Source organism: Vibrio sp. 10N.286.51.E5 (genome assembly GCF_041469125.1).
Lineage (GTDB): Bacteria > Pseudomonadota > Gammaproteobacteria > Enterobacterales > Vibrionaceae > Vibrio > Vibrio crassostreae_C.
The window spans coordinates 73078-99420 of the sequence record NZ_JBFRJZ010000024.1 but is presented as its reverse complement, the minus strand read 5'-3'; the positions used below and the strand labels follow the sequence as shown (position 1 = coordinate 99420).

17 protein-coding genes and 1 pseudogene are annotated in these 26343 nt (G+C 44.9%); 10 read left to right on the top strand and 8 right to left on the bottom strand.

The window, feature by feature from the left end; all coding sequences use genetic code 11:
* Positions 1-12: 12 nt before the first annotated feature.
* Complete coding sequence (locus tag AB4161_RS09015; RefSeq protein ID WP_372083242.1) at positions 13-879, bottom strand: transporter substrate-binding domain-containing protein; 867 nt, start codon at positions 877-879, stop codon at positions 13-15.
* Positions 880-1118: 239 nt separating this feature from the next.
* Between AB4161_RS09015 and AB4161_RS09010 the strand changes: the two genes are divergently transcribed.
* Entirely contained in the window at positions 1119-2633 is a 1515-nt protein-coding gene (locus tag AB4161_RS09010; RefSeq protein WP_372083241.1) for a PLP-dependent aminotransferase family protein, read from the top strand.
* 167 nt (positions 2634-2800) lie between these two features.
* On the opposite strand, the gene AB4161_RS09005 is transcribed toward AB4161_RS09010, so the two are convergent.
* On the bottom strand, positions 2801-4117 hold the full coding sequence (locus AB4161_RS09005; RefSeq protein ID WP_069595314.1) for an aspartate aminotransferase family protein: 1317 nt from the start codon (positions 4115-4117) through the stop codon (positions 2801-2803).
* A 362-nt stretch (positions 4118-4479) separates the two neighbouring features.
* On the opposite strand from AB4161_RS09005, the gene AB4161_RS09000 reads away from it, so the two are divergent.
* Positions 4480-5175, top strand: coding sequence for a sulfite exporter TauE/SafE family protein (locus AB4161_RS09000; RefSeq protein WP_372083249.1), 696 nt, complete (start codon positions 4480-4482; stop codon positions 5173-5175).
* 12 nt (positions 5176-5187) lie between these two features.
* A complete protein-coding gene (locus AB4161_RS08995; RefSeq protein ID WP_017061222.1) occupies positions 5188-5940 on the top strand; it encodes an SDR family NAD(P)-dependent oxidoreductase in 753 nt (250 codons plus the stop codon).
* 151 nt (positions 5941-6091) lie between these two features.
* Here the strand turns inward: AB4161_RS08995 and AB4161_RS08990 are convergent, their stop codons facing one another.
* Positions 6092-8524, bottom strand: coding sequence for a response regulator (locus tag AB4161_RS08990; protein ID WP_372083240.1), 2433 nt, complete (start codon positions 8522-8524; stop codon positions 6092-6094).
* Between the two features lie 88 nt (positions 8525-8612).
* Here AB4161_RS08990 and AB4161_RS08985 point away from each other — a divergent pair, with 88 nt between their 5' ends.
* Complete coding sequence (locus AB4161_RS08985) at positions 8613-9371, top strand: ABC transporter substrate-binding protein (protein ID WP_136974558.1); 759 nt, start codon at positions 8613-8615, stop codon at positions 9369-9371.
* Positions 9372-9545: 174 nt separating this feature from the next.
* On the opposite strand, the gene AB4161_RS08980 is transcribed toward AB4161_RS08985, so the two are convergent.
* On the bottom strand, positions 9546-10106 hold the full coding sequence (locus AB4161_RS08980; protein ID WP_372083239.1) for an NADAR family protein: 561 nt from the start codon (positions 10104-10106) through the stop codon (positions 9546-9548).
* A gap of 189 nt (positions 10107-10295) precedes the next feature.
* Positions 10296-10490: a hypothetical protein gene (locus AB4161_RS08975; protein ID WP_017061218.1), complete on the bottom strand. Its 195-nt coding sequence runs from the start codon at positions 10488-10490 to the stop codon at positions 10296-10298.
* Positions 10491-10675: 185 nt separating this feature from the next.
* Here AB4161_RS08975 and AB4161_RS08970 point away from each other — a divergent pair.
* Together AB4161_RS08970 and AB4161_RS08965 are read left to right on the top strand one after the other, a co-directional pair.
* Positions 10676-11563, top strand: a pseudogene (locus tag AB4161_RS08970) (ABC transporter ATP-binding protein).
* Entirely contained in the window at positions 11560-12078 is a 519-nt protein-coding gene (locus AB4161_RS08965) for a hypothetical protein (protein ID WP_017061216.1), read from the top strand. The pseudogene AB4161_RS08970 and the gene AB4161_RS08965 overlap by 4 nt, the downstream one beginning before the upstream one ends.
* A gap of 380 nt (positions 12079-12458) precedes the next feature.
* Here AB4161_RS08965 and AB4161_RS08960 read toward each other — a convergent pair whose 3' ends face one another.
* Positions 12459-14438 (bottom strand): replication initiator protein RctB domain-containing protein, encoded by a 1980-nt coding sequence (locus AB4161_RS08960; RefSeq protein ID WP_017071247.1) that lies wholly within the window; start codon positions 14436-14438, stop codon positions 12459-12461.
* A 1260-nt stretch (positions 14439-15698) separates the two neighbouring features.
* Between AB4161_RS08960 and AB4161_RS08955 the strand changes: the two genes are divergently transcribed.
* The 4 genes from AB4161_RS08955 (at position 15699) to AB4161_RS08940 (ending at position 22172) form a co-directional block, all read left to right on the top strand.
* Positions 15699-16916 carry a ParA family protein gene (locus tag AB4161_RS08955; RefSeq protein WP_017061213.1) on the top strand — a complete coding sequence of 406 codons (1218 nt, stop codon included), beginning with the start codon at positions 15699-15701 and terminating at the stop codon, positions 16914-16916.
* A 5-nt stretch (positions 16917-16921) separates the two neighbouring features.
* Positions 16922-17896, top strand: a complete 975-nt coding sequence (locus AB4161_RS08950; protein WP_372083238.1) for a ParB/RepB/Spo0J family partition protein — start codon at positions 16922-16924, stop codon at positions 17894-17896.
* Positions 17897-17989: 93 nt separating this feature from the next.
* Positions 17990-20083 (top strand): GNAT family N-acetyltransferase, encoded by a 2094-nt coding sequence (locus AB4161_RS08945; protein WP_372083236.1) that lies wholly within the window; start codon positions 17990-17992, stop codon positions 20081-20083.
* Between the two features lie 418 nt (positions 20084-20501).
* Entirely contained in the window at positions 20502-22172 is a 1671-nt protein-coding gene (locus AB4161_RS08940; protein WP_372083235.1) for a DUF342 domain-containing protein, read from the top strand.
* A 122-nt stretch (positions 22173-22294) separates the two neighbouring features.
* On the opposite strand, the gene AB4161_RS08935 is transcribed toward AB4161_RS08940, so the two are convergent.
* Together AB4161_RS08935 and AB4161_RS08930 are read right to left on the bottom strand one after the other, a co-directional pair.
* Positions 22295-24409 carry a type I secretion system permease/ATPase gene (locus AB4161_RS08935; RefSeq protein WP_017065144.1) on the bottom strand — a complete coding sequence of 705 codons (2115 nt, stop codon included), beginning with the start codon at positions 24407-24409 and terminating at the stop codon, positions 22295-22297.
* Between the two features lie 18 nt (positions 24410-24427).
* The gene (locus AB4161_RS08930; protein ID WP_372083234.1) at positions 24428-26338 is read right to left on the bottom strand and encodes a LapD/MoxY N-terminal periplasmic domain-containing protein; all 1911 of its coding nucleotides are present in this window, start codon (positions 26336-26338) and stop codon (positions 24428-24430) included.
* Positions 26339-26343: the final 5 nt, after the last annotated feature.

The window sequence follows — 26343 nt, the reverse complement described above, 5'->3', positions numbered from 1 at the left end:
ATGCTTATTCATCTATTGAACGGCTGTTAGCTTGTGATACTGCTCAACCGAAGTGATGGCTTCTGAAGGGAGTTGGTCGAACGATTCACCGAACCACTTCTTCTGCAACTCTGCCATTTTTCCTGTTTGCTCAAGGTGTAGGAAGAATTCCGTTAGGTAAGCCAAAAGCTCAGGATTATCTTTAGGAACTGGCCAGCTAACGAAACCTGGGCCAGAGACTGCTTCGCCTTTTTTGAACACCTTCGCTTTGGATTTCACTACCTCGTTAACTGAAACCACACTGTTGATCACATAGTCTATTCGGCCGATTGCCAAGTCGGAATACGCTTCTGGGTAGGATTGATACTGCACCACTTTACCCAAAGATTTGCCTTGTGCTTCGAGCATCACTTCGAGCTCTGGAAGCCTTTCTAGCAAAGCACTGCCCGCTTGTAAGCCCACTGTTTTTCCATCTAAATCGGCTACCGTATTAATATCTTCCGCGTCAGCTCTGGTTAAGAAGTAATGCTGCGCTGAAGCGATAGGTGGAGTGAAATCAAAGGCCTTCAAGCGAGCATCGGTAATGATCGCGCCAGTTAACGCCACATCATATTGACCCGCAGATACCGAAGCGAGTAGTCCTGTCCAAGGTAAGATCTCTTGTTCGATATCGAACTTCGAATATTCACGTAACTCATCAAGCAAATCTTTGTTAATCCCCGCAGGCTTACCGCGGTCGATATAGTTGAATGGAGAGTAGTTATCTTCTGTCGCCACTTTCATGAAGCCTTGCTTTTCGATGGCTGCAAGCTCCGATGCTTGTGCGACTCCAAAACAACCCAGTACAACTGTCGCTGCCGCTGTTGAAACCCATGCCTTCATCGTCATTCCCTGTTTCATACGCTTTCCTTATCGAGATTATTTGCCTGCCTTTACTTTATGAACGGAATGCATCGGAGACGTAGAGCCAATTTAATTTTCAGGTTGGGACAGAACGATTTTCTAGTTTGGGACAACGTAATTTTCGGGGTTGAGAGAGAGCAAAACACACTCTTAAAACATCAATATGAACTCTGGCGCATTTCTTGCTCTTTTATACAAATTGGACTGAGGTTCACTGAGAATAAGGACTGTATCTCATGGCAATAAATCACAATTGTTTCATCGAGTTTGATTCCAAAAGAAGCCTGCAAGAACAAGTACGTAGCTATTTGGTGACGGCGATATTGAATGGTATTTTTCCGGCTGAACAAGCGCTTCCGTCTTGTCGTAAGCTGTCTAGCCAATTGGGTGTTTCACGCAATACTGTCTCCTTGGTGTACGACAGTTTGCTCGACGATGGCTACCTCATCAGTAAGCCTCGCAGTGGTTATTACCTTTCAGAAAAGTATGAAAACCCGAGTGATACTATCGACGCGAGTTTGGATCATTTTGAATCAGCCGACAGCGACAATGCACCGGATTGGAGCAAACGCGTTAAGCTGCAATTGGGCCAATACCCACGCATCGTCAAACCCTCGCATTGGAGTTGTTACCAATACCCATTTATTTTTGGCCAACCCTCTATCAATGACTTCCCATTAGCTCAATGGCGAGAAGCGACAAGAAAGGTCACCTCAGACCCACATGATCACCGCTGGCTTTGCGACAAGGTCGATAAAGACGTCGACATGCTGGTCGAACAGATACGCACAAGGGTGCTCCCACAGCGCGGTATTCATGCCCAAAGTGATGAGATCCTCATAACCTTAGGTTCGCAGAATGCGCTGTATTTGATTTCGACTTTGCTCATGAACCATCAGAGTCGAGTCGGAGTCGAGAACCCCGGCTACAAAGAAGCGAATCACATCTTCAATCTCTCTGGCGCGCAGTTACACCCGCATCAAGTGGATGAACAAGGATTGAGATTCAATGAGCACTCTTCACTGTGTGATCACTTCTATGTCACGCCTAGCCATCAAGCTCCAACCGGCGTCACCATGAGTGATGAGCGTCGAACTCAGTTACTTGAAATGGCCAAAGCCAATGACGCGGTAATTATCGAAGATGACTATGACGCCGAGTGCAACGTGGAGTGGAATCCTAAACCCGCGCTAAAAGCCAATGACAAGGAAGGGAGAGTCATCTACGTCAGCAGCTTCTCTAAGCTACTGGCACCCGGCTTGAGGTTAGGCTACATCGTGGCACCTGAAGAGTTAATCTACGACCTTAGAATACTGCGTCGCTTGATGTACCGACATGCGCCAAGCCGTGTTCAGATGGAAGTAGCGCACTTTATTGAACAAGGCTACTACGACAGCTTTGTGAGGCGCTTTAGAGAAAACACTCGCCAGCGCTGGAAGCTGATCAACGATGCTGTCTTGAAGTACTTACCTGACTGCAAGCGACTGGCTCAAAGCGAGCAGGCCAACTCTCTGTGGCTACAAACGCCCAGCCACATCAATAGCCAGCGTTTAGCTTCACGAGCCGCCCAAAAGGGCATATTGATTGAGACAGGCTATTCACACTTTATGACGAATACCGAAACGGAATCGGGTTGTGAAGCATTGTCAGAATATGACCCCAATTCCTATTTTCGATTGGGCTTTCACGCCATCGACAAAGATCTGATCGCACCCGGTATCAAAGAGCTGTCTGAGGCGATGAAGATCTAGCATCACTTAAGAGCGGTTTGAGCAAAGTGATTTAGTGAATAAACGTAAAAAGAGCATCAATCGATGCTCTTTTGTCGTTTCTGAAGGTTAGGTTTGGCACGTTGAAAAGAACGGGGAATTCTTTGTCAAAGTGCCTTGGTTGCTGTGCTGGCTATCTTATTGAAGAATTAAGAAGCGAGTTCAAACAACACTTCATCAATGATCTTAACGCCTTTCTTTATCTCGCTTGGCTGAATAACCAAAGGTGGCGCAACGTGAATGCGGTTGTTCACAATGAAGGTCAACAGGCCTCGCTTGGTCAATTGTGCTTTCAATTGCCCCATTTTTTCATTGCTTAAAGGCGTCTTGCTTTCACGATCTTCCACCAGCTCTACAGCCCAGAACATCCCTTTGCCGCGCACATCACCAATCATAGGGTGCAACTCTTGAAGGCTCAGTAGAAGCGGCCCTAAAACGCTGTTACCGACGTTATCAGCGTGTGTGACAATGCCCTCTTGCTCCATCACATCGAGCGTTGCAACGATAGAAGCCATCGCCAAAGGGTGACCAGAGTACGTTAAGCCGCCCATAAAGAAGTTTGACTTAAAGTGCTCAACGATCGGTTCGCTGACCACCACGCCACCAGCCGGCACATAACCCGAGTTCACCCCTTTCGCGAAAGTAATCAGATCTGGCACGACATTAAAGTGCTCAAACGCAAACCACTTACCCGTGCGACCAAAGCCGACCATGACTTCATCGAATATCAACTGAATGCCATGTTTGGTTGCCAGCTCACGCACGCCGATAAGGTAATCTTTGGGCGGAATGAGAAAACCAGCCGTTCCCGGAATCGTCTCTAGGATAATCGCCGCAATCGCCGTTGGTCCTTCGCATTCAATCACTCGCTCTAAATGCTGCAGGGCACGCTCACTCTCTTCTGCCTCAGTCGCCGCGTTGAATTCGCTTCGATAGAGAAATGGATTGAAGAAGTGAACGTGCCCACGGCTATACTCGTTTGGAATTCGACGAAAATCCCCCGTCGCAGCAATAGCAGTACCTGTATTGCCATGGTAAGAACGGTAAGCAGATAGCACCTTGTCGCGCCCTGTGAATTGTCGCGCCATGCGAATCGCATTTTCGTTGGCATCTGCCCCTGCATTGGTAAAGAACACCTTCTTAAACGAGCTTGGCGCTTTCGACAAGATACGCTTAGCCGCCAAACCACGAGTGAGGTTGGCGGTCGCAGGGGCAACGGTCACTAATGAATCAGCCTGATCTTTAATCGCTTTGATCACTTGTGGATGCTGATGACCAATGTTGGTGTTAACCAGTTGGCTACTAAAATCAAGGTATTCTTTACCTTCGTAGTCCCACATTTTGCATCCTTGCCCACCCGCAATGGCGATAGGCTCCGCTGCTTCTTGAATCGACCAAGAATGAAATACGCTCTTGTCGAGGTCGATAATATCTTGGTTCACAAGCTGTTCTGTTGATACTTCCATTTCATCGTCTCCATTAACAACACTAGATTCACAGCCGCTCGTGCTTGGCTCGTCTTCGAGAATGAAAGACACAAAACACGACATTGAAAAGGCTGCGCTATCGGATGGAATAATCTTCATCCCAAACAGGGCGGAGGTCATAGTGTCAGTTTCAACAAAACATTGGGCCAGTACATCAGCCCAAGTCTCATCCCCGATCCAACAAACAGCCTGACCCAATCCAATCGTCGATCTGGCTCTATTCAAAACTCTTAGGTGTGAATAGATTGAAAGGCAGACGAGACAGGTCTCATCGAACGCTAATTAACGCAGCAGCAATATCAAAAGCAAAGAGGTGAGCAAGAGTGGAATTAGGATTAGCGATGACATTGATTCTGTTTGCAGGAGTAGTTCGAGGCTATTCAGGATTTGGGTTTGCGATTATCGTAGCGCTTTCCCTCAGCTTTATTGTTCCACCATTGCAAGCGGTAACCATCGCTATCTTGTTGGACTTTTTAAGTGCCTTTCCTCTGCTCAAGCGAAGTAAAACCACCATCAATATCCGGCTTATTGCGCCGCTGTGTATTGGCATGTTGGTTGCGGTGCCTTTCTCGCTGTATTTCATTAGCACGATATCGGAATCAGGCTTGAAGGCCTTTATCGCGATGATGTCTTTGGTCGCTGGCACGCTGATTATTTTGGACTTACGCCTCACTTGGTTGCACCAACGACACGCGTTTTGGGCGGGAGCCATTTCGGGGTTTAGCATGACCACCGCTTCTTCAGGAGGTCCGCCATTAGTGACGTATTTGATGAACCTGACCATTAAAACCAGTGAACAGAGAGCCACCGCGATTGTGTTTTTTCTGCTGAGTTCAGCGATTTCACTGACCGGCTTCATATGGATTGGCGCATTTAACCAAGAATCGTTCATCACAGGTTTATGGCTATTACCGGCAGCTTTGATTGGCAATGTACTGGGGCAAAAACTGTATCTATCAGTACCGAACTTGTCTGAAAAAACAACGACCGCGCCGATTTTGATCGGCATGGCACTACTTATGTTAATTTCAAATTAGAAGGATGTATTTATGGATAAGATAGCGTTCATTACAGGGGCAACCTCTGGTTTCGGCAAAGCGGCAGCAAAACGTTTCGCAGAAGATAACTGGTCGTTAGTGCTGTCTGGTCGTCGAATCGAAAGGCTACTCGACCTAAAGGAAGAATTAACGGTGCCTGTGCATGTAATTCAACTCGACGTTCGAGACGCAGACGCCGTAAAACAAGCCATTGATTCATTACCCGCTGAATTTTCATCGATTACCGCATTGGTCAATAATGCTGGGTTAGCTTTGGCACCAGAAGGCGCGCCTGATGTGGACTTGAAAGACTGGCACACTATGATCGATACCAATGTCACAGGCTTGGTTAATGTTACTCATGCGCTGTTGCCGACGTTAATTAAAAAAGGCGCAGGAAGCTCAATCATCAATGTTGGGTCAATCGCCGGACAGTGGCCTTACCCAGGAAGCCATGTGTATGGTGCCAGCAAAGCGTTCGTAAAGCAGTTCAGTTACAACCTACGTTGTGACTTACAAGGCACAGGGGTACGAGTGACTGACCTCTCCCCTGGTATTGCAGAAACGGAATTTACTCTTGTAAGAACTAAAGGTAACCAGACGGCTTCAGACAACCTTTACCAAGGCACTACACCGTTGTCAGCAGAGGATATTGCCGAGCAGATGTTTTATATCGCAACCTTGCCAGATCACATCAACATTAACCGAGTCGAAGTGATGCCGACACGTCAAGCATGGTCTGCATTCGCAATAGATAGGGACTAAGTTCAAACCGACACAAACAAAAAAGGTGGTCTTTTCAGGCCACCTTTGTCATTTCTTTCACACGATACTTCAAATATAACCAACGGCATAAAAGACGGTGTCTAACTCGCCTCATTACTCTTTTAATGAAAGTAAGATTAGATATACTCAACTAAACAATTTGCTGCTCATGTTCTTTGTTTGATTCCGTCTCTTTCGACAAGAAACTCGCTACGATCTCTCTCAGTTTGCCTTGGTTAACCGGTTTAGGTAAAAACTCATCCATGCCTACATCGAAGCACAAATGCTTGTCTCGCTGCACGACGTTGGCCGTCAGCGCAATGATTGGAATATGCTTTGCAGCCCCTTCTTCGAGCGCTCGGATCTGCTTGGTCGCTTCGAAGCCATCGAGAACCGGCATCTGACAATCCATAAAAATCATCTCGTATTCGTTGGCTTTGAATTTCTCGACACCAATTTCACCGTTGTCGGCAATATCAACCTCAAAGCCAAGCTTCTTGAGCATCATCTTGGCGACTTGTTGGTTTACTCGCGAGTCTTCAACAACTAAAACTGTACCACTAAATTCTCCGGCAACTGCGACAGGTTTTGACTCTGCTTGAATTGGAGCTTGTTTATCGGCTGGTGTGGCGTTTACAGAGACAATGGGAGCATCTTTAACAACCGCTGCAGGTTTACTTAACGGCACAGGTTCATTGTCTTTAAACGCAACCTCTCCTCTGTTCGGATAGGTGAAGACTGAAGTATCAGCCGCTCTCGCGAGTACCTCACTGATGGTCCATTTAAGCTGATTATCTTGGTAAGGACGCGCAATGTAGGCAACAAAACCGACTTGTTTAGCACGAGCTTCATCTTGCTTTCTAGGGTCAGCAGAGATCATCACTAACTTGGGACACTCGCTACCAAAGCGTTCAACTAAGCTTCTCGCCAGTTGAAAGCCATCAACGGACGGCATTACTTTGTCTATCAGAACGAGATCATAAGGTGATGACTTAGCCACAGACTCTGAAACCAACTCTAACGCTTGGTTTGCCGTTTCACAGCACTCAGACTTAACGCCAAAGGATTGAAGCTGTGTAGACGTTATATGCATGTTCAGCTGGCTATCATCCACAAGCAGAACCGAAACCTTATTGAAATCGATATTGCTTTCATCGGCTTCTAAACACGGGTCAAAGTCAGCCGTAAAATAGAAGGTACTGCCTTTACCTTCAACACTGGTGAGTTCAAGCTTGCTGCCCATCAATGTCACTATCTTCTCGCATATTGTTAGACCAAGCCCTGTGCCTCCATAAATACGTGTGGTACTGCCGTCGGCTTGTTGAAACTTATCGAACACCGATTTCTGTTTGTCTTCTGCAATACCGATACCGCTGTCGACAACCTCGAACCTCACTCTGAGTTTTTGCTCAGGCTCAACCACCTCTTCCAAACGAAGCGAGAGCGTGACGTGGCCATGCTCGGTAAATTTAATCGCGTTGCCTACTAAGTTATTTAGGACTTGTCTTAGTTGAGTACCGTCGCCAATCACCATGGTTGGGATCTTAGGGTCGATCGCTAATTGGAATCGAAGCCCTTTCTGTTCGGCTTTCACTCGAAAGGTTGATTCAACGTCGGCCGCAATGCCCATCATTTTCATCGGCTCTTGCTGAAGCTCTAGTCGCCCCGCTTCGATCTTCGAGTAATCGAGAATGTCGTTGATTAAGTCGAGCAACGTAAGCGAAGAGGTGTTGAGCATGTTGATGTACTCTTTTTGCTCTTTCGGCATATCCATTTCAGAGAGCAAAGACGACAACCCGATAATCCCATTCATTGGTGTACGGATTTCGTGACTCATATTGGCAAGAAATTCACTTTTATTGCGGTTGGCCACCTCAGCAACGTCTTTGGCTTTTTCCAGCTCTTGATATTGTTGACGAATACGTTCTACCGATCGGTTATAGCTACTCTCTAGAGTCGATATCTCATCTTTGTAAGTAGAGTGAGTTGGCGTTATAAAGCGCGGTTTGTTGTCTTCGACCTGTTGTTGGTTGATTTGGGAAGACATAGTCATCAAACGTTTTACGACAAGACGATAGACGATGGTTAAACATACGAGAGACAACAAGAAGATTTTAACGGCTTCGAAGGCGAGCAACAATAACACTCGTTCTTCAAAGTCATCTAGGATCATGCTCAAGTCTGATTGCACCGTGAGCGTCGCCAACGGGAAGTCTGTGCCGCCCATCTGGTGCACCATTTCCCAAGACTGAGAATAAGATTGGCCTTCGGTCTTTTGACCTAACTCTAGAATTTTTTCATCGGGACTTTCGATAAGAAGGTAACTGACCGAAGGGAGGCGAGAGATGCCTTCGGCTTGCACAAACAATTGCTCTCGATCTTCAACCCACAAACTTGCCGTTAAACCAGAAAGGTAGCCAGCCTTGACCTGCTCGATCTGAGAGCTGATAAAAGAAACTCGACTTTGGTACTCTACATACAACCCGAGACCTGTCACTATAACTGTGAATAAGGTACTGATCGCTATTATCATCCCGATCAACTGTCGGGAGAGTCCAACGTAGCGTTTTCCTTTTGTCACCATACACAAATTACCATTATTGTTATCCTAGCAAACTACAATTACTCAACTAGTATAATAGTAGTCATTCATCAAATAACTAGGGAAGGTTATGAAAAAACATCTTATCGTTGCATCCATAGTCAGTTTGTTTTCAAGCAGTTATGCTTCTGCAAGCGAACCTCTTCACTACTACATTATTGCGAGCCAAGCGCAACCTTTTCAAATCGAAACTGACGGGTCATCTCACAGAGGAATTGTTTCAGATATTGTGGAAGCCGTGTTTGATGACAGCCAATATGAGATCAACTACCACACCTACCCTTTTAATCGAATGATCGACAAGCTCGATGCGAGAGAGAATCCAAACTGGGTTACCTATGGCAGCCCTAGTTGGGGGAATATTCAATCTGCGAACCTATCTGAAGACCCGATTTACAATGTAAAACACGTATTACTCAGCAGCGGTAAAAAGCCATTTGAGTTCAATACAATCGATGATCTCGATGGGAAAGCCGTGGTATTGCTGAAAGGATTTGAGTATCCGAACTTGGAACCTTATATCCAACAGGGCAAGCTCAACGAGATTCGAGTAAAAGATTACACTGCTGCGTTTCGTGTCCTGAACCGAGCACCTGGCGACACCGTGTTTGTGGAAATGGAATCACGAATCAAATACAACCTAAACGAGCAAAAACTGAGTATTGATGATTACCAGATGCATGAGTTTGGTTCTGTCATCAATAACTACCCTATCCATTTGGCGTTTGACCCTGAGATGGATCCTAAGCTGCAAAGCTTCATCAACCAACGCCTAGACCAAATGAAAGACGATGGACAGCTTGACGACATCGTACAGAGTTACTTATAGCACCAGCGTAACGTAGAACTTATCAACGCATAGCTTAGTCACGTACGTTAACTCTCGTTGATGCCTGACTCTCTAAAACCGAAAAGGCCGCCCTGCTTCATACTAGATAGCAGGGCGGCCTTTTAAATGCGTCTAAGGAGTAATCATAAGCATGCCGCTATCTGAATCGACGAATCAGTGCGAAGCAATCAAATGCAGTTGCTGAGTGCGAAGCTGGTGACGCACTGCCATCAGAATCTTACCCAAATGGTTCTCGCCGGTTCCATCGCCGCCATCGCCCCAGAAGTGGTCTTTGTGCGAATGTTCTTTGATCACCGAATCTCCGGTATTGGTAAGAAACAGCGCAAACTGTGGATTCTGTCTGAACTTCTCCGTCACAATAAACTGCATCACTTCAACACGAATGTCATACCAATCTTCGCGAACTTGGTCTTCGTAGTCACGACTTAAAGAGAACGCTTCAGCAGGTGTACTGGCTTTCAAAATGGTATTACGTAGCGCTTCGGAGGCAAACTTCATCGCTTGATAATAATGTTCGCTGGTTGCCCAAACTTGATCACCCACCTTGATAGGACAAGCGGCAAAATTTGACAGGTATCCGTTCGGATCTTCGGGTTCGTAAAACAGCACTTCTTTAGCTTGAGCCACAGAATTAGACATAGCCTTCTCCTTACCAACGACATCGCATATTTTTGCTTTAACTTTAAAATTAGTGGCGTTGAATATGACTGTCAAACAACTTAGCTCAAGAGTATGCCATGTGCGTGTTTTTCATCTGAAAAGCGTAATATCAAAAGGGTTAGGCTAAACAGAACAGTGAGCCAAAGAATCAAGGAGTTGATTAAATCTGGATAGGAAACATGAAAAAACACTTATAAATCAAAGGGTGGCGTTGTGCCACCCTTCTAAATGCAATGGGGATTATTAGTGAATAAGACCTAGCTCCCTCGCTTCTTCCAGACTCAAACCGCTTTCTCTAATTTCTCTTAGAGTCTCGATACGACGACGAGCTTCAGCAGACTTCATTTTCTTTTCTGGTTTGAAAGATACTTCTTCTTCAGCATCCCACTTGTTTGCAATATTTGTCATTTCATCATGGTTGATAGAATTAATGGACATGTTTTCCTCCGAAAAGCACCATGTAATGGACAGGTAATCTGTAGCAAATGCTTTTTCGCTTGTTAAGAAATTCTGTACTGAAGTGTGATGATTCCGACGCTTCACAAAGCTAATTAATAAATGCCTCATTTAAACTTTGCCAAAGCCATTTTCTGCAATTATATTTAAAAGATTCCCCATAAGAAATGTGGTTTGATCCAACTCTCATTTTCCCCTCTTTCAATGCAATCAAATCCGTTAGCTTTCACATAGGCTAAGGCGAGATTTTCGGCTTAGCCGGAGAATCAGGCTGCGGGAAAAGCACCTGCGCACGATTGATGACCAAGGTTTACCCTGCGACAGAGGGAGAGATACTGTTCAAAGGCAGAGACATCTCTACGCTGAAAAGCCGTAAAGATATCTTGGATTATCGCAGCCGTGTGCAAATGGTGTTTCAAGACCCCTTTGGTTCACTTAATCCCACTCACACCATTGAGCACCATTTAACGCGCCCACTTAAGATCCATAAACAGGTAGCCACTAAACAGGCTCTCACAGAACGCCTCAAAGAGTTATTAACGCTGGTGGAGTTACCCATCGAAACGCTCGCCAAATACCCGCACGAGCTCAGTGGAGGCCAAAGACAGAGGGTTAACCTAGCGAGAGCACTGGCCGTTGGCGCTGAGGTTATTCTTGCTGACGAACCCACCTCGATGTTGGACGTTTCGATTCGACTTGGCGTGTTGAACCTGATTCAAAAAATGAAGCAAGAGTTGGGGATTGGCTTTTTGTACATAACCCACGATCTTGCCACAGCACATTACATCGCAGAAGAGACAGCGGTTATGTACAAAGGACAGATCGTCGAATGGGGATCAACCCAGTCGATCTTAACCAATCCACGACACCCGTACACTAAGTTGTTGATCTCTGCCGTACCAGATCCCGATCTGCCATTTGGCGAACTCGTCAAAAATGAGCCAAACTATTCAATAGACGCTGATCGTATTCGAGAGCAGAGCAGTGAAATACAGCATGAAATCAAACAAGTTTCTGATAATCACTTTGTAAAACAGTGGGATAACGTTGCATGAATGAACTAGACACTTGGTTAGAGCGGATCGGAGATTGGTACAAAGACCGAAAGCATGATCAAGTGGACCGGTTAGAACCTTTGATCTTAACGCCTCCAGATGCGCTCTGGGGGCCATTGATCACGGATGAGCAGAGCAAAGGCATCGCATGTTGGCTAGACGGATGCCTGAGAATCTTTACTTTCTATCGCCACCTCGCGGATTCATCGAATCCGGAGTTGGCTTCGCAGGAGGCCAGCAGCTCAAGCCATCAAGATAAAGCCTACCAATACCTAATGTTTGCCTACAGTAAGCTGCAAGCGGTGTCATGTGACCCAAAATCAGAAGCAGGATTGCAAGAGTGGTGTACACAGCGGCTACAACACTTGTGTGTATTGGCTTTGGAGTTTACGAACCAACAGCAAGAACCACGTTGGAAAGCAGAGTCTGAAAAATTGATCGAGTCGCATGTACGCTTTATGGCAACCCATCCCCGAAACGATGATCAAGGAATTATTCAACGCCATCTCCACTGATCAAGCCCTTCTCGATCAAGCATCAAATCAGAATCTCACCAGAGCTAGATCCGTAGAAAGCATGATCGAGCCTTGATCATGCTTCGGCGTTTAACTCTGTAAACTATTGAATTTTAATGATTGACTGAATTTTAGGCAAAAAAAAGCGAGTCCCTTGAGAACTCGCAAAAATCTATTCAGTATGATGTAACAAAATATGAGCCAATCTATTAATCACAAGAAAGGACAAAGGTTGTCTATTCGGGATAAATAATAATCAACTAGATGCGCTACTTTGTCATCACTTTGTCAGCGTTAGGTGCGATTTTAATCAGCACCTAATGTGTTCAAAACTATCCATTCAGCGACGGTAAAACAGGCTTATCGCGATAGGATAATGACTAGTGGCCAATCGCCATTTCATCGAGCGCAAGGAACACGTTTTCGTCTAAATGACCTTCATGAACTTGTTTACACACTTTACGACGCACCGCTAAACCAGAGATCAAACGTTCAATGGACAGATGTCGATTGCTGGTGCTATCTCGGTCGTTATATAGCTCAATCAAGCGACTCAGTGTTTCGTATGGGATAACGTCCTCCCCTACTCTCAACCAATCAAGCTTCTCAATGAGCTCTGAGCACTCTTCTTTGATTGAGGCATGTGAGTGCCCTGTCATAGCAGATAAAGCCGTTATGCTGCGTTCTAGAGCCTCTGCAGAGGTATATTTAGAGAGAGTAATCATGATCTCGTCAGCGTTGATCTCAACAGAGTGTTTACGCTGCTTAACTCGACGTCCCAATTTGCCTCTTGGCGACGGTGCTTTACGCTGAATGGGTTCAAACTCACCATCGATAATCTCAGACAGCTCTTCCAGTTTCTGCTTAGACACCATTTCGTTACGAAGTGGGTTCGGTAGCGTTGGTGCCATATTACGCTTACCTGCGTTAGTGGTACGCGCTCTTGAGTAACGTAATACTTCTTCCACATTACATTTGATATCTACCTGATAATCGGTCGTTTTCCCTTTTTCGATCAACGCGGTGATCGTCAAGTGATAACCCCATAGATTAACCAGGAAGGTATCTTCTTGATCCCCGACTTCACCCAATTTTCTGAGCTCGCGGATCAGATCCATCGAGAAACGACGCCAATCGATGTTACGCGCCAATTTCTGGTTGAGCTCACTGAGCAACATGCTATCTGAATGGCGACGTGCCATGCGGCTTCTAAAGTACGAATACATTTGGAAGACCAAGGTATGTTGCTTCAGGATTTCTGGCGGAAATAGGAAGAAATAGTCACGCGTCAGCAGCTCTTCGTAGAACGAAGGCTCCCAAACCAGGATGTATAGGTTCGGTTTAATGCGAATTTCGCCGTCAGAGCCTTCTGTAGGCGCTTCTTCCGATGCGGTAATGGTTCTAGCTAAGAATCGGAAACGATCACTCTTAAAGCCTTCTGGCATGTTCTCACTAAGCCAACGGCCTGTAAGCTCGTGCAGTTGGAAATCCGTGAATTCGATACGATCAATACTATCGCGGATCGAATCACGAGCAGGGCCGCTGTCTTTCTTGCCACGTAAAGACAAAATATCAGTGATGTAGAGTGGTGTTTTGTTCGGCGTGTGTTTCGCGTCTAGATGGTAATCATCTTGGTGGTGATCATGATATTGAACGGTGAGCGTGAATAACGCGAATAACGTCATCAGATCGTCAACGGTCATGATATTTTTAGAAGATCTTGTCTCGATCACAGCTCGAGTGCCAGAGATCGAAACCATGGATTTCTGGTAGCTCTTACGAGTTCTAGGTGGCGCTAACGCTTGATCAATAATCCCCGCCCAATTGGTTGGCGAAACAATGAATTGATCCGCTTCATCTTTCATCGTTGGTGGGGTATTCAACCCATGTTCATTCAGTAAGCGCTTGTTTACTTTGGTTTGAGCTAGGGCTTTAGAGCGCTTTTGCTTTTCATTTTGCTTCACGCTTTCTGTCACTAAGCTGGTGGCACCCAGCACCGATATCAATTGGTTTGGGTTCACAAAGCGATGCAACATGGTTTTACCAGCAAGGCCTTCTTCAAAGCGAACGGGGATTTGTTTGAACAATCCGATATTAACTGCAGCTCTCAGCCTTTGCTGTAAGGCTGCGCGAGTGACTTGACCATCGGTTGATTCAATAATCTCAGTGGTGGAAACGTACCCGTCTTTACTGCTAAACCCACGAAGTGAAATTAGGTTAAGAAGCTCAACTATGCTTTTGGTGACACCTTTGAAGTGTTGATATTGTTCTATCCATTCAACGGCTGTTTCAGATACCTCAAATAAATGACCATCTTTGTGGCTTCGTGCCTTAATTAACAATTTCTCTTCTGGTTTCATTTTTGATCCGTATCACACTAACCGTAATTTCACTATAGTTCCTGAATGATAAAGAAAGAATGATCATAAATAAAGAGAATTTATTGGCTTTTAAATAACTGATCTTTTTGATTAATATGATCTTAAATGATTAAGTGATCTAATGATCTGGACGTAACTTTGCTTATAAGCAGCTGAATTTAAAGCATTAAAATAAATCGCCTTGGAAAGCATGATCATAAAGGTTCCGAAACTATGATCATTAAACTTAAGAAAGCATGATCACAGAACATCAGAACGATGATCATTAAGTCATTGTAAGCATGATCATTATTGGTTCGAAAGCATGATCATTATACTTATACAGCTTATCCACAGATCGGAATTCAACATCGGTTTCTAAGTCGCTTTTGACTTGTCTAAGTGGACACTTGTGGTGGCCAATCTATCGGAACAATGATCAAGAGAGCATACTTTTTTATCGTTCCTACCCTATTGAGTGCAAAATTTAGTCTCTATCCGCTGGAAATGGATTGCTTTGATGTATTTAGAGCGGGTGGGTCTTAACTAGGAAGCATGATCATGAAATTGTCATGTTTGTGTATTCTTGGTCTGTGTCGATTGAATTTTCAATCATTGAGCCCTTATAGGCGTTGAATCCCCATTCCAAAAGCATTTGTCCGTAACTTAGTTCATAAATTACATGCTTCCGGAACTATGTTTACTTGATCATTTTTCCGGAGGTTGATCATTTTCAATGTGCAGTTGCTCGGATCAATATTGCTCAGTTTACGCCTTGATCATGCTTCATAATTTGGCGTTATCAATTATCTTACACTGGATGTGCTCCATGATCATTCTTCCGGTTAGGTTCCAATCCTCTGTTGTTTTTTGACACCCCATCTTCTCTTCTGTTTTGAATTTTTTGGTCATTGAGTGTTTTTTAATTTTTATTGGATTGAAAATCTACAAATTCGAATGCAAATCACACCAACCGTAATCTACGGTTGTATTTCAATCGTTCCGAAGGTTTTTCGTTGAAATTCCATTTACATTGTAAATAAGTGATGCTGTAACATTTAAAATGTAGACTAGAAATAGCATGGTTATACATGATAGAAACAGTCATTTTTGTGTTTGTCTAAGGCGATGTTTCATCAAATTGTAAAAACGCGGTCTATTTTATGTGATTTTACTCATAAATGTATGTTCATGTTTTTGTTGTGTTTGTTGTTAATCGCTGTACAATTTGTACTTAGTTAATCATTACGGAAACTGGCAATGAAAAGAGAACAAACGATTGATAAGCTCTATCAGCTAGCCGAACAAACTCAACAAGTTCAGGCTGACCGAATTGAGATTATTTTGGAAGAGCGAAGTGATGAACATTTCCCTCCAATGTCTAAAGCTATGATGGAGACTCGTTCTGGTTTAACGCGTCGTAAGCTCGATGAAGCGATCACTAAACTTGAAGCTGATGGCCATCAGTTCACAAAGAACAACGCTAATCATTACTCGATTTCATTGACAGAAGCTCACATGTTGATGGACGCGGCAGAAGTGCCGAAGTTCCACGAACGTAAGCAGCACGCTGACAATAAGCCATGGATTATCAACGTACAAAACCAGAAGGGTGGTACGGGTAAATCAATGACAGCAGTTCACTTAGCCGCTTGTTTGTCTCTGAATTTGGATAAGCGCTACCGTATCTGTCTGATTGACTTGGACCCACAGGGCTCTTTGCGTCTGTTCCTAAATCCACAAATTAGTGGGGCAGAGCACGACAGCATCTATTCTGCCGTCGATATCATGTTGGACAACGTGCCTGAAGGCCAAGATGTCGATCTAGAGTTTCTTCGTAAGAACGTACTATTGCCAACTCAGTATCCAAACCTGAAGACAATTTCTGCTTTCCCAGAAGATGCGATGTTTAACGCTGAAGCGTGGCAAAGCCTTTCACAAGATCAGTCACTTGATATTGTTCGTCTGTTAAAAGAGAAGCTTATCGACAAAATCGCCGATGATTTCGATGTGATTATGATTGATACCGGCCCGCACGTTGACCCTCTAGTATGGAATGCAATGTACGCGTCGAACGCACTTCTGATTCCATGTGCAGCTAAGCGTTTGGATTGGGCTTCAACGGTTAACTTCTTCCAGCACTTACCAACGGTTTACGAAATGTTCCCGGATGATTGGAAAGGTCTCGAGTTTGTTCGTCTAATGCCAACCATGTTTGAAGACGACAACAAGAAACAGGTGTCAGTTCTGACTGAAATGAACTACCTGTTGAATGACCAAGTAATGATGGCAACCATTCCAAGAAGCCGTGCTTTTGAAACCTGTGCTGACACTTACAGCACGGTTTTCGATCTAACGGTGAGCGACTTTGAAGGCGGTAAGAAAACTCTAGCTGTTGCTCAAGACGCAGTACAAAAAAGTGCTCTAGAATTAGAGCGCGTATTACATAGCAACTGGCCTTCACTTAATCAGGGATAACAACAATGGCAATTAAAACATCTGACTTAAATGCAAAGCTATTTGGTAAAGCAAACAAACGTCGCGTAGCAACACCACAAGAAGCGCAAACAGCGGCAAAAGAACAGGCTCAACTGATTGAGCTTTCTGTTGCTGGCGAAGATTTGGTTTCATTTGAATTGGTTCGAATTCCTGCGGCTGAAGTGGCAACTCGAACGGTTGTTTTTGAAGAGAATGCTCGTGAGCAATCTTTCTTAAACGAGCATGCGCTTTCTGATGTTCTTACAACATTGAAAGAACGTGGTCAGCAATACCCAGCAGTTGGTCGTAAGAACAAAGACGGTAAGATTGAAGTTCTTGATGGTAGCCGTCGTCGTATGTCATGTATTTTGGCTGACAAAGAGTTCCTAATCTATGTTGCTGAAAACATTAACGGCGAACACGCTAAATTCCTATCAGACGTAGCTAACGCTCATAAACCGCTTTCTCTTTATGAGAAGGGCAAAGAGATGCAAGCGAAGCTAGATAAAGGCGAAGCTGAAGACCAGAAAGCACTGGCGAAAATGTTCCAGTGCAGTGAAGCTTTGGTGAGTGGTGCATTGAAAGCAGCCGCTTTACCACTTGAATTGCTACAAGCTTACCCAAATGTGAGCGACCTTGGTCGTCCAACAATTGTTAAACTACACAAGCAGTTTGGTGGATTGACGAGTGAACAGCAGCAAACACTGCTTACTAAGTGTGATGCTTCTGAAGGTTTCGTATGGCAGCGTAGCGAAGCTCAAGGCGTAACTCGTCTAACCAAAGACGTGACCGAAACATTGGAAGGTTGGATTCTTGAATTGGCGCCAGCGCCAGCGAAGAAAGCTTCTCCAAAAGTTGAGCTTATTAAGGGCCGCGTATCATACAGCCGCAAGGGTTCAAACTTGGCGTTGAACCTTAAGAAAGTTGATGACGCAACAATGGAAGAAATCCTCGCCTTCGTACAATCGAAGCTCGACTAAGTCGACGACTTTTCATTACTCCTCTAAAGCCGCTTTATGCGGCTTTTTATTTGGCTGTGATAAACTGTGTTTAGATGAATCTGGACGCTAACTATGACAAACCCAACCAACACTTTTCTACATACACTTTCTAATATTGCTCAGCATAACGATCACCGTTACGGCGTGGTCTTTGATGGCGAATTTGATTGGCAAAACTCAGCTGTTTTTACTTTCCTTCAAGACTCACACAGTCCGAGCATCTTCCAGATTGGCGGTACGCCATTTGAAGGTGTGATTCATGCTCCAGTAAAAAAAGGCCAACAACTGCTTGGTCGTGAGTGTCAGGTTCTTGTTTGTGATTTTAGAGAGCAGTTCGATGCGAATGGTTTTAGTGCCGCGTTGGGTTCGTTAGTTGGTGGTGGGCTGTTGTTGGTGTTGCCGCCAAAAGTTAATGCCTCTGAAGATAGTGAAAGCTTTGGTCAACGTTGGTTAAAACGTCATTTCGATAAACTGATGTCTGTTTCACAACACAATGAAGCCTGCGATGTAGTTCAAGCAACTCACGTTCTTCCTCAGATGCAAAGCGCCCAAAACGGATTGGATAAATTTGAACAGCAAAACACGGCTGTTGAATTAGTCAAAAAAGTGGTGTCTGGACACCGTAAACGTCCTTTGATTCTCACTGCGGATAGAGGGCGTGGTAAAAGTTCGACATTGGGTATTGCAGCTGCTCAGCTTTTGGCAGAGCGACAGGGCTTAAATATTATTGTTACCGCTCCGTCTTTGAAAGCGATTGAGCCCGTATTTTCTCATGCGTTACAGCGACTCGATACGTGTGAAGTAATTAACGCGACTCACATTGTTTATCAAGGTGGAAGTTTAAGATTTGTCGCGCCAGATGAATTACTTAAATCTAAGCCTGATTGCGATCTGTTGTTGGTTGATGAAGCCGCTGCCATTCCAATCCCAATGCTTAAATCTATGGTCGACATCTATCACCGTATGGTCTTTTCAACCACGGTACATGGTTACGAAGGCAGTGGGCGAGGGTTCGGTATTAAGTTTGAGTCTTGGCTTTCTGAGCATCGTCCGGGGTGGAAAGGCTTTAAGCTCGAACAACCGATTCGTTGGAATAACAAAGATCCGCTAGAGGATTGGTTGTTTGATTGCTTTCTACTTGGTAATGACGCATCAGTCACTGAATCGGCGGTTGATGAACTCGATGGCTTTTCTGCTGACGCAATCAAAAAATTAAACTTAGTCGAGTTATCAAAAGCAGAATGCTTGGCTAATCCTGAGCAGCTACAACAATGTTTTTCTCTTCTTGTGGATGCGCACTATCAGACCTCGCCTAATGACTTAATGCAGTTTCTCAACAATCCAGCAATCCGTTTATACGCCGCTTGGCAGCAAGATAAATGTTTAGGTTGTATGTTAGTGACGGAAGAGGGTGGTTTGGACAGCGAGTTGATTACTCAAATTCAACTTGGAAAACGCAGGCCTCAAGGTCACCTTGCTCCAGTATTACTGGCAAACCAATTTGGCTGTACTCAGGCGGCGACCAGTCGGTGCCTTCGAGTTATGCGCATTGCTGTTTCAGCACGTCATCAAGGTTTGGGTATTGGCCGTTGGATGTTGGCTCAGTTATCACAGCAAACCAGCCAAGCAGATTATCTGGCGACAAGCTTTGGCGCGACCAGCGAATTGATTTCTTTTTGGCGTGGTAGTGAATTTGAAGCTGTGCACATCGGCCACCAGCGAGATCAGGCCAGTGGCTGTCACTCGGTTCTGATGGTTAAGGCGCTTAACTCAAACTCTCAAGGCTGGATAAGCCAAGTTCAAAATCACTTCGAGCGTAGCTACTGTTTTCTTGTTTCAGGTTCTTTGGTTTCACTTGAAACCGATATGGTACGAGCGCTGCTGCCAAAGAGTGTTCACACTGTTAGCGAGTTTGAAACTCAGTTAGTTAGAAATCACGTGAATGGTGGCAACAGTTATGATGCGATCAGCTTCAGCGTACTGAACTTGATTCTACTCAGCAACGATCGAAACATAGGTATTTCTGACTTACTCATCGCAAAGGTTGTTCAGCAGAAAGAGTGGGGGACTTGTGTCGAACAGTTTAATCTTGTTGGTCGAAAACAAGCAGAGATTCAGTTTCGTAAAGATGTCGATGCTCTGTTAGCAAATTTACAGTGTAAATAGGCTAGCCATCATTTAAATAGACTGACCGCAACAAATTAGATTTACAGTGTAAATTAGAATCTTGGATTTACACTGTAAACTGAAGCTCCATATTCAAATCCGTTTTTACCCTGATTATCTGTTACATCACTTCTGTTTCATCTCTCCACTACAGCCTTTAATCTTCTAAAGCTATTCGCCTTTACTATCTAGCCCTACATCGAATCAACATTCAATCGCACGAAATATTCTGAAAAATTTTCCTATGTATTTGTAAAGGCGAAGCAGATCATAAAATGTGTAAGTCTTATTTATGAGTCATGTTTGCAGAATCGAAAGTAAGTGATGTGACGCTGATTATTCTAATAATGTGATACTCAGCGCAGAATGAATTATATAGACTGAATAACAACTGAGTCATTAGGGATACTCAATTCGAATGTGGGATAACATCGTTACATTGTCGGAAGACAAGCAACAAGTAATGGCATGTCTGCCAACCGGGACTGTGGTTGACGCAAGCTTTGATAACAAGACGCTGCCACCAACCTTGGAAGCTTTGAATGCATCAAACTATTTTCTTTTCGAAGAAGAGGTGTTGCGTTTCGTTACTCTTGCTAAAGAAGGTAAGGGTGAAGCTTATGAAGGAATCTTGATTGCTGAAGTTCGAAATGCCACTGTTGCGGTCGAACTGTCTGATGATGAGATGTTGGCGAGTCTCGTGGTCACTGGTCCCTACAATGGACACCCGCTGCGTGGCAGCGACATCATTCAGTGTTTATCTCAAGCTCAAATAACAAAAGGAATAAATAAGTTAGCGCTCAGAAAGGTTCTGATGATGAGTAGCAAACTTAAGCCCGGGGAAAAGTTTACTCAGCCCGTAGCTAAAGGGACACAACCAGTAAAAGGTAAAGACGCTAAGTTTGCCGCTTTGGTTGAAGACATTACTCGCCAAGTCTTGAAGCCTCGCAGCAAAGACGAAGGCAAGATTGATATGCGAGACTTGGGACAAACCATTACCGTTGGTCAAAATGATCACTTAATGAAACGTACCCCCGCTACCAAAGGTATCGCTGGCTTTACCGTTCAAGGCCGAATTATCCCACCGCTTCCTGGACAAGACAGTTTAATCAAGCCTGGAAAGGGCACTTACATCTCCCCTGAAGATCCCAATTTACTACTCGCCTCACACCCTGGATTGCCCATCATTAAAGACCGAACCATCGAAGTGGATGACGCCTTATGTGTCAGCAACGTCGATGTCTCAACTGGGCACGTTAAATTTAAAGGTAATGTCTTTGTCTCTGGCAACATCGAGCCGGGGATGATCGTCAAGGCGACCGGAAGTGTTACGGTTGGTGGCTTTATCGAATCGGCCGAAGTGCAAGCTCAGGGGGATATCAAAGTCGCCAAAGGCATTATCGGCCACACGACCAAAGAGGGTGAGCCAAAAAGTTGTAAGGTATTCAGTAAAGGCTCTATCACAGCAAGCTACGCACAGAATGCTGAGCTACAAACGGCCAACGACCTTCGACTTGGTGTACACAGTATGAGTAATGACATTCGCTGTGGTAACAACCTTATCGTGATGGACAGTTTGAAAAAACACGGCACGCTAAGCGGTGGTGAAGCCAAAGTTGGCGGAAAAGTAGAATGTGTCTTCTTAGGTGTTGAGGGAGACACCGCAACTAAGGTACATGGTTTTGCGCGCTACGATGGTTACCGCCAAAAGATAGCCGAGCTGAAGGGAACTTATAAACACACTCAAGAGCAAACCATGGGTGTGATTCGCCAAGAGTTAGAATTTAAGAAGCGCCCGAAAGCAGAGAGAAGCGAAGAGCAAGCCCTAGAAATAGAGCAGCAACGTGAGAAGAATAACCTCGCAATAGAAAACACAAAGTCGCAGCTAGATACACTCGAAGCGGAGTTTGCAACCAACCTTGCTGAATGCACTGTAGAGGTACACGAAAAAGTGTATACCCGAGTGACGATTCAATTTGGTGATGAGACAGTCACAACCAAGCGGACCCACGGCGGAAGTGTTTTCTCATTCAACCAATACGAGATCCAATGTTCGTTTAAGATGGAGCAAGAGGATATTGCTTTGTAGGCTTTGTGTTGAACATAAGTGATGTATGGTTAAGGTTACGATACTGACAAATCGAAAAAGGGGAGCTGATGCTCCCCTTTGGGTTTCTACTGATAATGATTTATTTAGGTGATTTGAGCGCTCTAACTAACGGCTCTCACTCGGCCTTGTTTAAGGTCTGAAAGAACCTGTGCTTTAGGACCATCTGCAATGATGCAGCCTTTCTCCATTACGATCACTCGATCGACAATGTCCAACATCGACGTTTTGTGTGTAATCAGAATCAACGTCTCGCTTGGTAGCAATTGGTTAAGCTGGTGCTTGATGTGCATCTCTGAACGGTTATCCATAGCACTGGTCGGCTCATCCATTAACAATACTGGGGGGCGTCCTAGGAAGGCTCTTGCAATGGCAATTGACTGACGTTGACCACCAGACAGCAAAGCACCACCTTCACCCACTTGGCGTTCCAAACCTGCAGGATCTTGTTGAGTAAACGCGGTTACCCCTGCACGGTTTGCTGCATCCATCACGTCACGGTCATCCACCAAAGGACGACCTAAAGTAATGTTGTCTCTTACTGAACCGTAGAACAGGTTACTGTCTTGCGGAACACAACCTATATTGCGTCGTACGTCGACATGATGCAGTTGCTCCATATCCGTTTCATCAATACGTACATGGCCTTCTGTGGGCTTGTACAGGCCCATAATCAGACGTTCTAGTGTGGTTTTACCTGAACCAATACGACCAATGATTGCTACTTTCTCACCAGGACTAATATTGAGGGTTAAGTCTCTAATTGAAGCCACTGGTGAATCTGGGTAGTGGAACGTCACTTTATCTAGCGCGATATGGCCCTGAATAATCGGACGGTGAATGTAGCGCTTACCTTCTTCTTGTTCATCTGGCATCGACATGACTTGCTCAATCAGAGTCATTGATGACTTCGCTTGGTTGTAACGAGTCGAAAGCAAAGACAGTTGAACAAGCGGGCCAATCGCTCGGCCGCTCAACATGGTTGCAGCGATCAAGCCACCCATCGTAAGTTCACCTTCTGCAATTAGATACACGCCAAAGATGATCATACCAACGTTAGTACTTTGCTGAACAAAGCCGGCGGTGTTTTGGATGCTGTCAGTGATGCGTCGACTTTTGATATTCCAATTCGCCATGTGAGCAACGGCTTCTTCCCAACGGAATTGGAATTGGCTTTGCGCACTGAACAGCTTAACCGTCTCTAACCCTGCCAAACTCTCGATTAAGTTCGCGTACTTCTGCGAGGCAAGACGAGAGCCTTCCTCAATGGTACGGCGCAGTGGACCTTGGATTAGCAATGCATAGACGATCAAAATGACCACGCCAGCAACGGGAACAAACACAAGGTTTCCAGCCATTAACCAAATTAGCGCTAAGAACATCAGTGCGAAGGGGAGGTCGATTAACGAGCCAATGGTTGCAGAGGTAAAGAATTCACGAATGGATTCGAACTCTTGCAAGTTTTTAGCGAAAGCACCGACAGAAGCAGGCTTCGCTTCCATACGAATCCCCAGTACTTTACTGAACAGTTTGGAGGAAATGAGAATATCGGATTTCTTACCGGCAACGTCAATGAAGTAGCTGCGCATCAATTTGAGCAGCAAATCGAATAGGAACACGACAAAGATACCACTTGCCAGCACCCACAAGGTTTCAAAGGCGAGGTTGGGAACTACCTTGTCGTACACCAAGCGTGTAAACATCGGCGCGGCAATCGCGAAGATGTTGATAAGAATGGAGGCAATCAACACATCTCGGTAGATGTTTTTAGATTCCCAAATCGTGCTCCAAAACCAATGCCCTTTACGTGTTTTTAGAACTTCTGGTGAACGTTCATCATAACGGAACTGTTTCTTTACCAAGAAGTAGCGGCCGATGAATTGTTCTTTCAGCTCTTCGACAGGAATGATGATTGGCACCATTCCGCTTTCCGCAGTAATGATTTCCGCTTCTTGCTTCTCTAAATCGATACTGTTGAGAACGCACGCCTCACCTTGTTTAAGTAGTAAGACCGCAGGCAGTATCAGGTGAGGAATCTTTTCTAAGTCGGAACGGTTTTCTTTTGCCACTAATCCTGCTCGTTCAGCAGAGCGTGGGAATAGGAAAGGGGTTAGCTTTCCATCGGATAGTGGTAGCCCATTGATCAACGCTTCGGGCGAGTTAGCTAACCCGTAATACCGGCTAACGTAGATCAGTGAGTTCAATAGTGGATCTTGCATGTGATATAACCCTTACAACTATTTATCAACAATGAAGCCTTGGAACACTTCTACGTAGTTATCAGACAGAATATCTAGCTGAGTCTGAGTTTCTATTCGAGACGCGATGGTGGTGACGCCTAGGTTGTGAGCGGTTCTAGAGATCGACGTTAAGGTAAACTTCTGTTTTTCGTCATCAAGGTTATGTGTGAACAGGTAATCTAGCTTCACATAGCTTGGACGGTATTCGTTGATGTAATCCAGTGATTGGAAGTTACGTCCGTAGTTATCGACACCAAACACAGCTTCAGCGTTGCGAATGGTATTACACAAAAGTGCCGTGTAGTGCGGAACGTTGATGAAGCAGTTTTCTGGAATCTCAAAGTGCAACAGGTGAGCGATTGAAGCATTCTGTTCAAGCGTCTTACCGATCCAACGGATGAAGCTTGGTTGAGAAATACTGCTTGGTGAAATATTAATAGCGACAGGGCTGGTTACTTCTTTTGCATTGAGCTTTTCAATCATCTTCTCGATAACGTATTGGTCGAGAATGTGGCTCATTTCAAGCTGTTCTAGCGCGTATAAGTACTGGTTGGCACCGTAACGCACGCCATCTTTTTCAATCGCAGAGAATACTTCTTGGTGATACGTTTTACCAAAGGCATTGTTTGCAGCCTGCAGACGGAAGGTAATGAGGTCGTTGATGATCGCTTCTTCGACCAACATGCGCCATTGTTGTTTGCCCATCACAGCACCGTGATCGTCTGCGGTTACGTAGCCGTAAGACAGCTCTCGATTCGCCTTGGCACTTGAGAGTGCGTTATCCACCAGCGACATGATTTCAGTACTGGTTTTACGCCTGTTGCTGTAGGTCACACCAAGAGCAATATGTGGATTCGCAGTGCCTGTTGGGTCTGAACCTAGGCTCTGGATACAGTTTACGATGCTGCTCGCGACAAGTTTCAGTTCGCTCTCATCAATGTTTGGCATGATGAAACCGAACTCGTCACTAGAAATACGAGCGATGGTGATATCTGGAGATGAAATTGAAGCTTGCAGCTGTTCAGCCAGTTGATGAACCAAGGCATCACCTTCTTGATAGCCCTTTTCATCGTACTCTTCACTGATAAACTCCGCTTTAAGTACCGCTAAACCACCTAAGCTCGACTCCTCTAACCATTGAGTTAACTGAGACATGTAGTAAGCACGGTTACCTAGCTGAGATACAGGGTCGATATATGCTCTTTCACGCAGCTTTTGAGCTTCTTTCGCTTGGTTTTTAAATGCCAGTTCAACTTGAGTCGACATGTGGTTGATACCGTCGACAACCAAGGTTAGATCTTTTGTCTTTGGACGAGCTAGAGGTTCGCCAAACTGGTTCTTGGCGATCTGATCCATCTTAGTAATGATCAACGAGAGCGGGCGTAAAGCGCGTTTAAGGATCCAAGAGATAGACACTAAACCGAGCAAGAAGATCGTGCCAAAGATGCTTAATAAGCGGATGAATGCTTGCCAAAGTTGATCGTAGGCAGGGCCTGGATGACTTACGATCTCTACTTCTGCCAGTTGCATCCAGCCACTGGTGATCACGCGGCGGTCATGAACAGGCTCGAACAGGTTTAGGTTGGTAAACCACTCTGGAACGCCGGTTGGCTTTACAGGGTATGAGCGGAGAATGTCTTCACCGCTGTCGAGAAATATCAATCGAACGACTGAGTAAGAACTGCCATCAAACAGGGCGTTGATAACAGACTCTACTGCCACCTTGTCCTTTTCTTCTAGGTAAGGGGCGAGAGCCAGTCCAACAGTATTAATGGTATTACTTACCTCAGAGCGTTGCTGCTCCTCTAAGTATCCACGGGTGGTATTGAATTCGATCATAAAAACTGACGTCATCAGCAGTATGAACACTGCAACCATCCCGACCACAAGCTGTTTATATAAAGTCATTGTAC

Coding starts and splice junctions, on each gene's coding strand:
- AB4161_RS09010 (WP_372083241.1), top strand. CDS start 1,119: ATGGCAATAAATCACAATTGTTTCATCGAGTTTGATTCCAAAAGAAGC.
- AB4161_RS09015 (WP_372083242.1), bottom strand. CDS start 879: ATGAAACAGGGAATGACGATGAAGGCATGGGTTTCAACAGCGGCAGCG.
- AB4161_RS08995 (WP_017061222.1), top strand. CDS start 5,188: ATGGATAAGATAGCGTTCATTACAGGGGCAACCTCTGGTTTCGGCAAA.
- AB4161_RS09000 (WP_372083249.1), top strand. CDS start 4,480: ATGACATTGATTCTGTTTGCAGGAGTAGTTCGAGGCTATTCAGGATTT.
- AB4161_RS08935 (WP_017065144.1), bottom strand. CDS start 24,409: ATGCAAGATCCACTATTGAACTCACTGATCTACGTTAGCCGGTATTAC.
- AB4161_RS08960 (WP_017071247.1), bottom strand. CDS start 14,438: ATGAAACCAGAAGAGAAATTGTTAATTAAGGCACGAAGCCACAAAGAT.
- AB4161_RS08955 (WP_017061213.1), top strand. CDS start 15,699: ATGAAAAGAGAACAAACGATTGATAAGCTCTATCAGCTAGCCGAACAA.
- AB4161_RS08990 (WP_372083240.1), bottom strand. CDS start 8,524: ATGGTGACAAAAGGAAAACGCTACGTTGGACTCTCCCGACAGTTGATC.
- AB4161_RS08930 (WP_372083234.1), bottom strand. CDS start 26,338: ATGACTTTATATAAACAGCTTGTGGTCGGGATGGTTGCAGTGTTCATA.
- AB4161_RS09005 (WP_069595314.1), bottom strand. CDS start 4,117: ATGGAAGTATCAACAGAACAGCTTGTGAACCAAGATATTATCGACCTC.
- AB4161_RS08950 (WP_372083238.1), top strand. CDS start 16,922: ATGGCAATTAAAACATCTGACTTAAATGCAAAGCTATTTGGTAAAGCA.
- AB4161_RS08985 (WP_136974558.1), top strand. CDS start 8,613: ATGAAAAAACATCTTATCGTTGCATCCATAGTCAGTTTGTTTTCAAGC.
- AB4161_RS08945 (WP_372083236.1), top strand. CDS start 17,990: ATGACAAACCCAACCAACACTTTTCTACATACACTTTCTAATATTGCT.
- AB4161_RS08965 (WP_017061216.1), top strand. CDS start 11,560: ATGAATGAACTAGACACTTGGTTAGAGCGGATCGGAGATTGGTACAAA.
- AB4161_RS08975 (WP_017061218.1), bottom strand. CDS start 10,490: ATGTCCATTAATTCTATCAACCATGATGAAATGACAAATATTGCAAAC.
- AB4161_RS08940 (WP_372083235.1), top strand. CDS start 20,502: ATGTGGGATAACATCGTTACATTGTCGGAAGACAAGCAACAAGTAATG.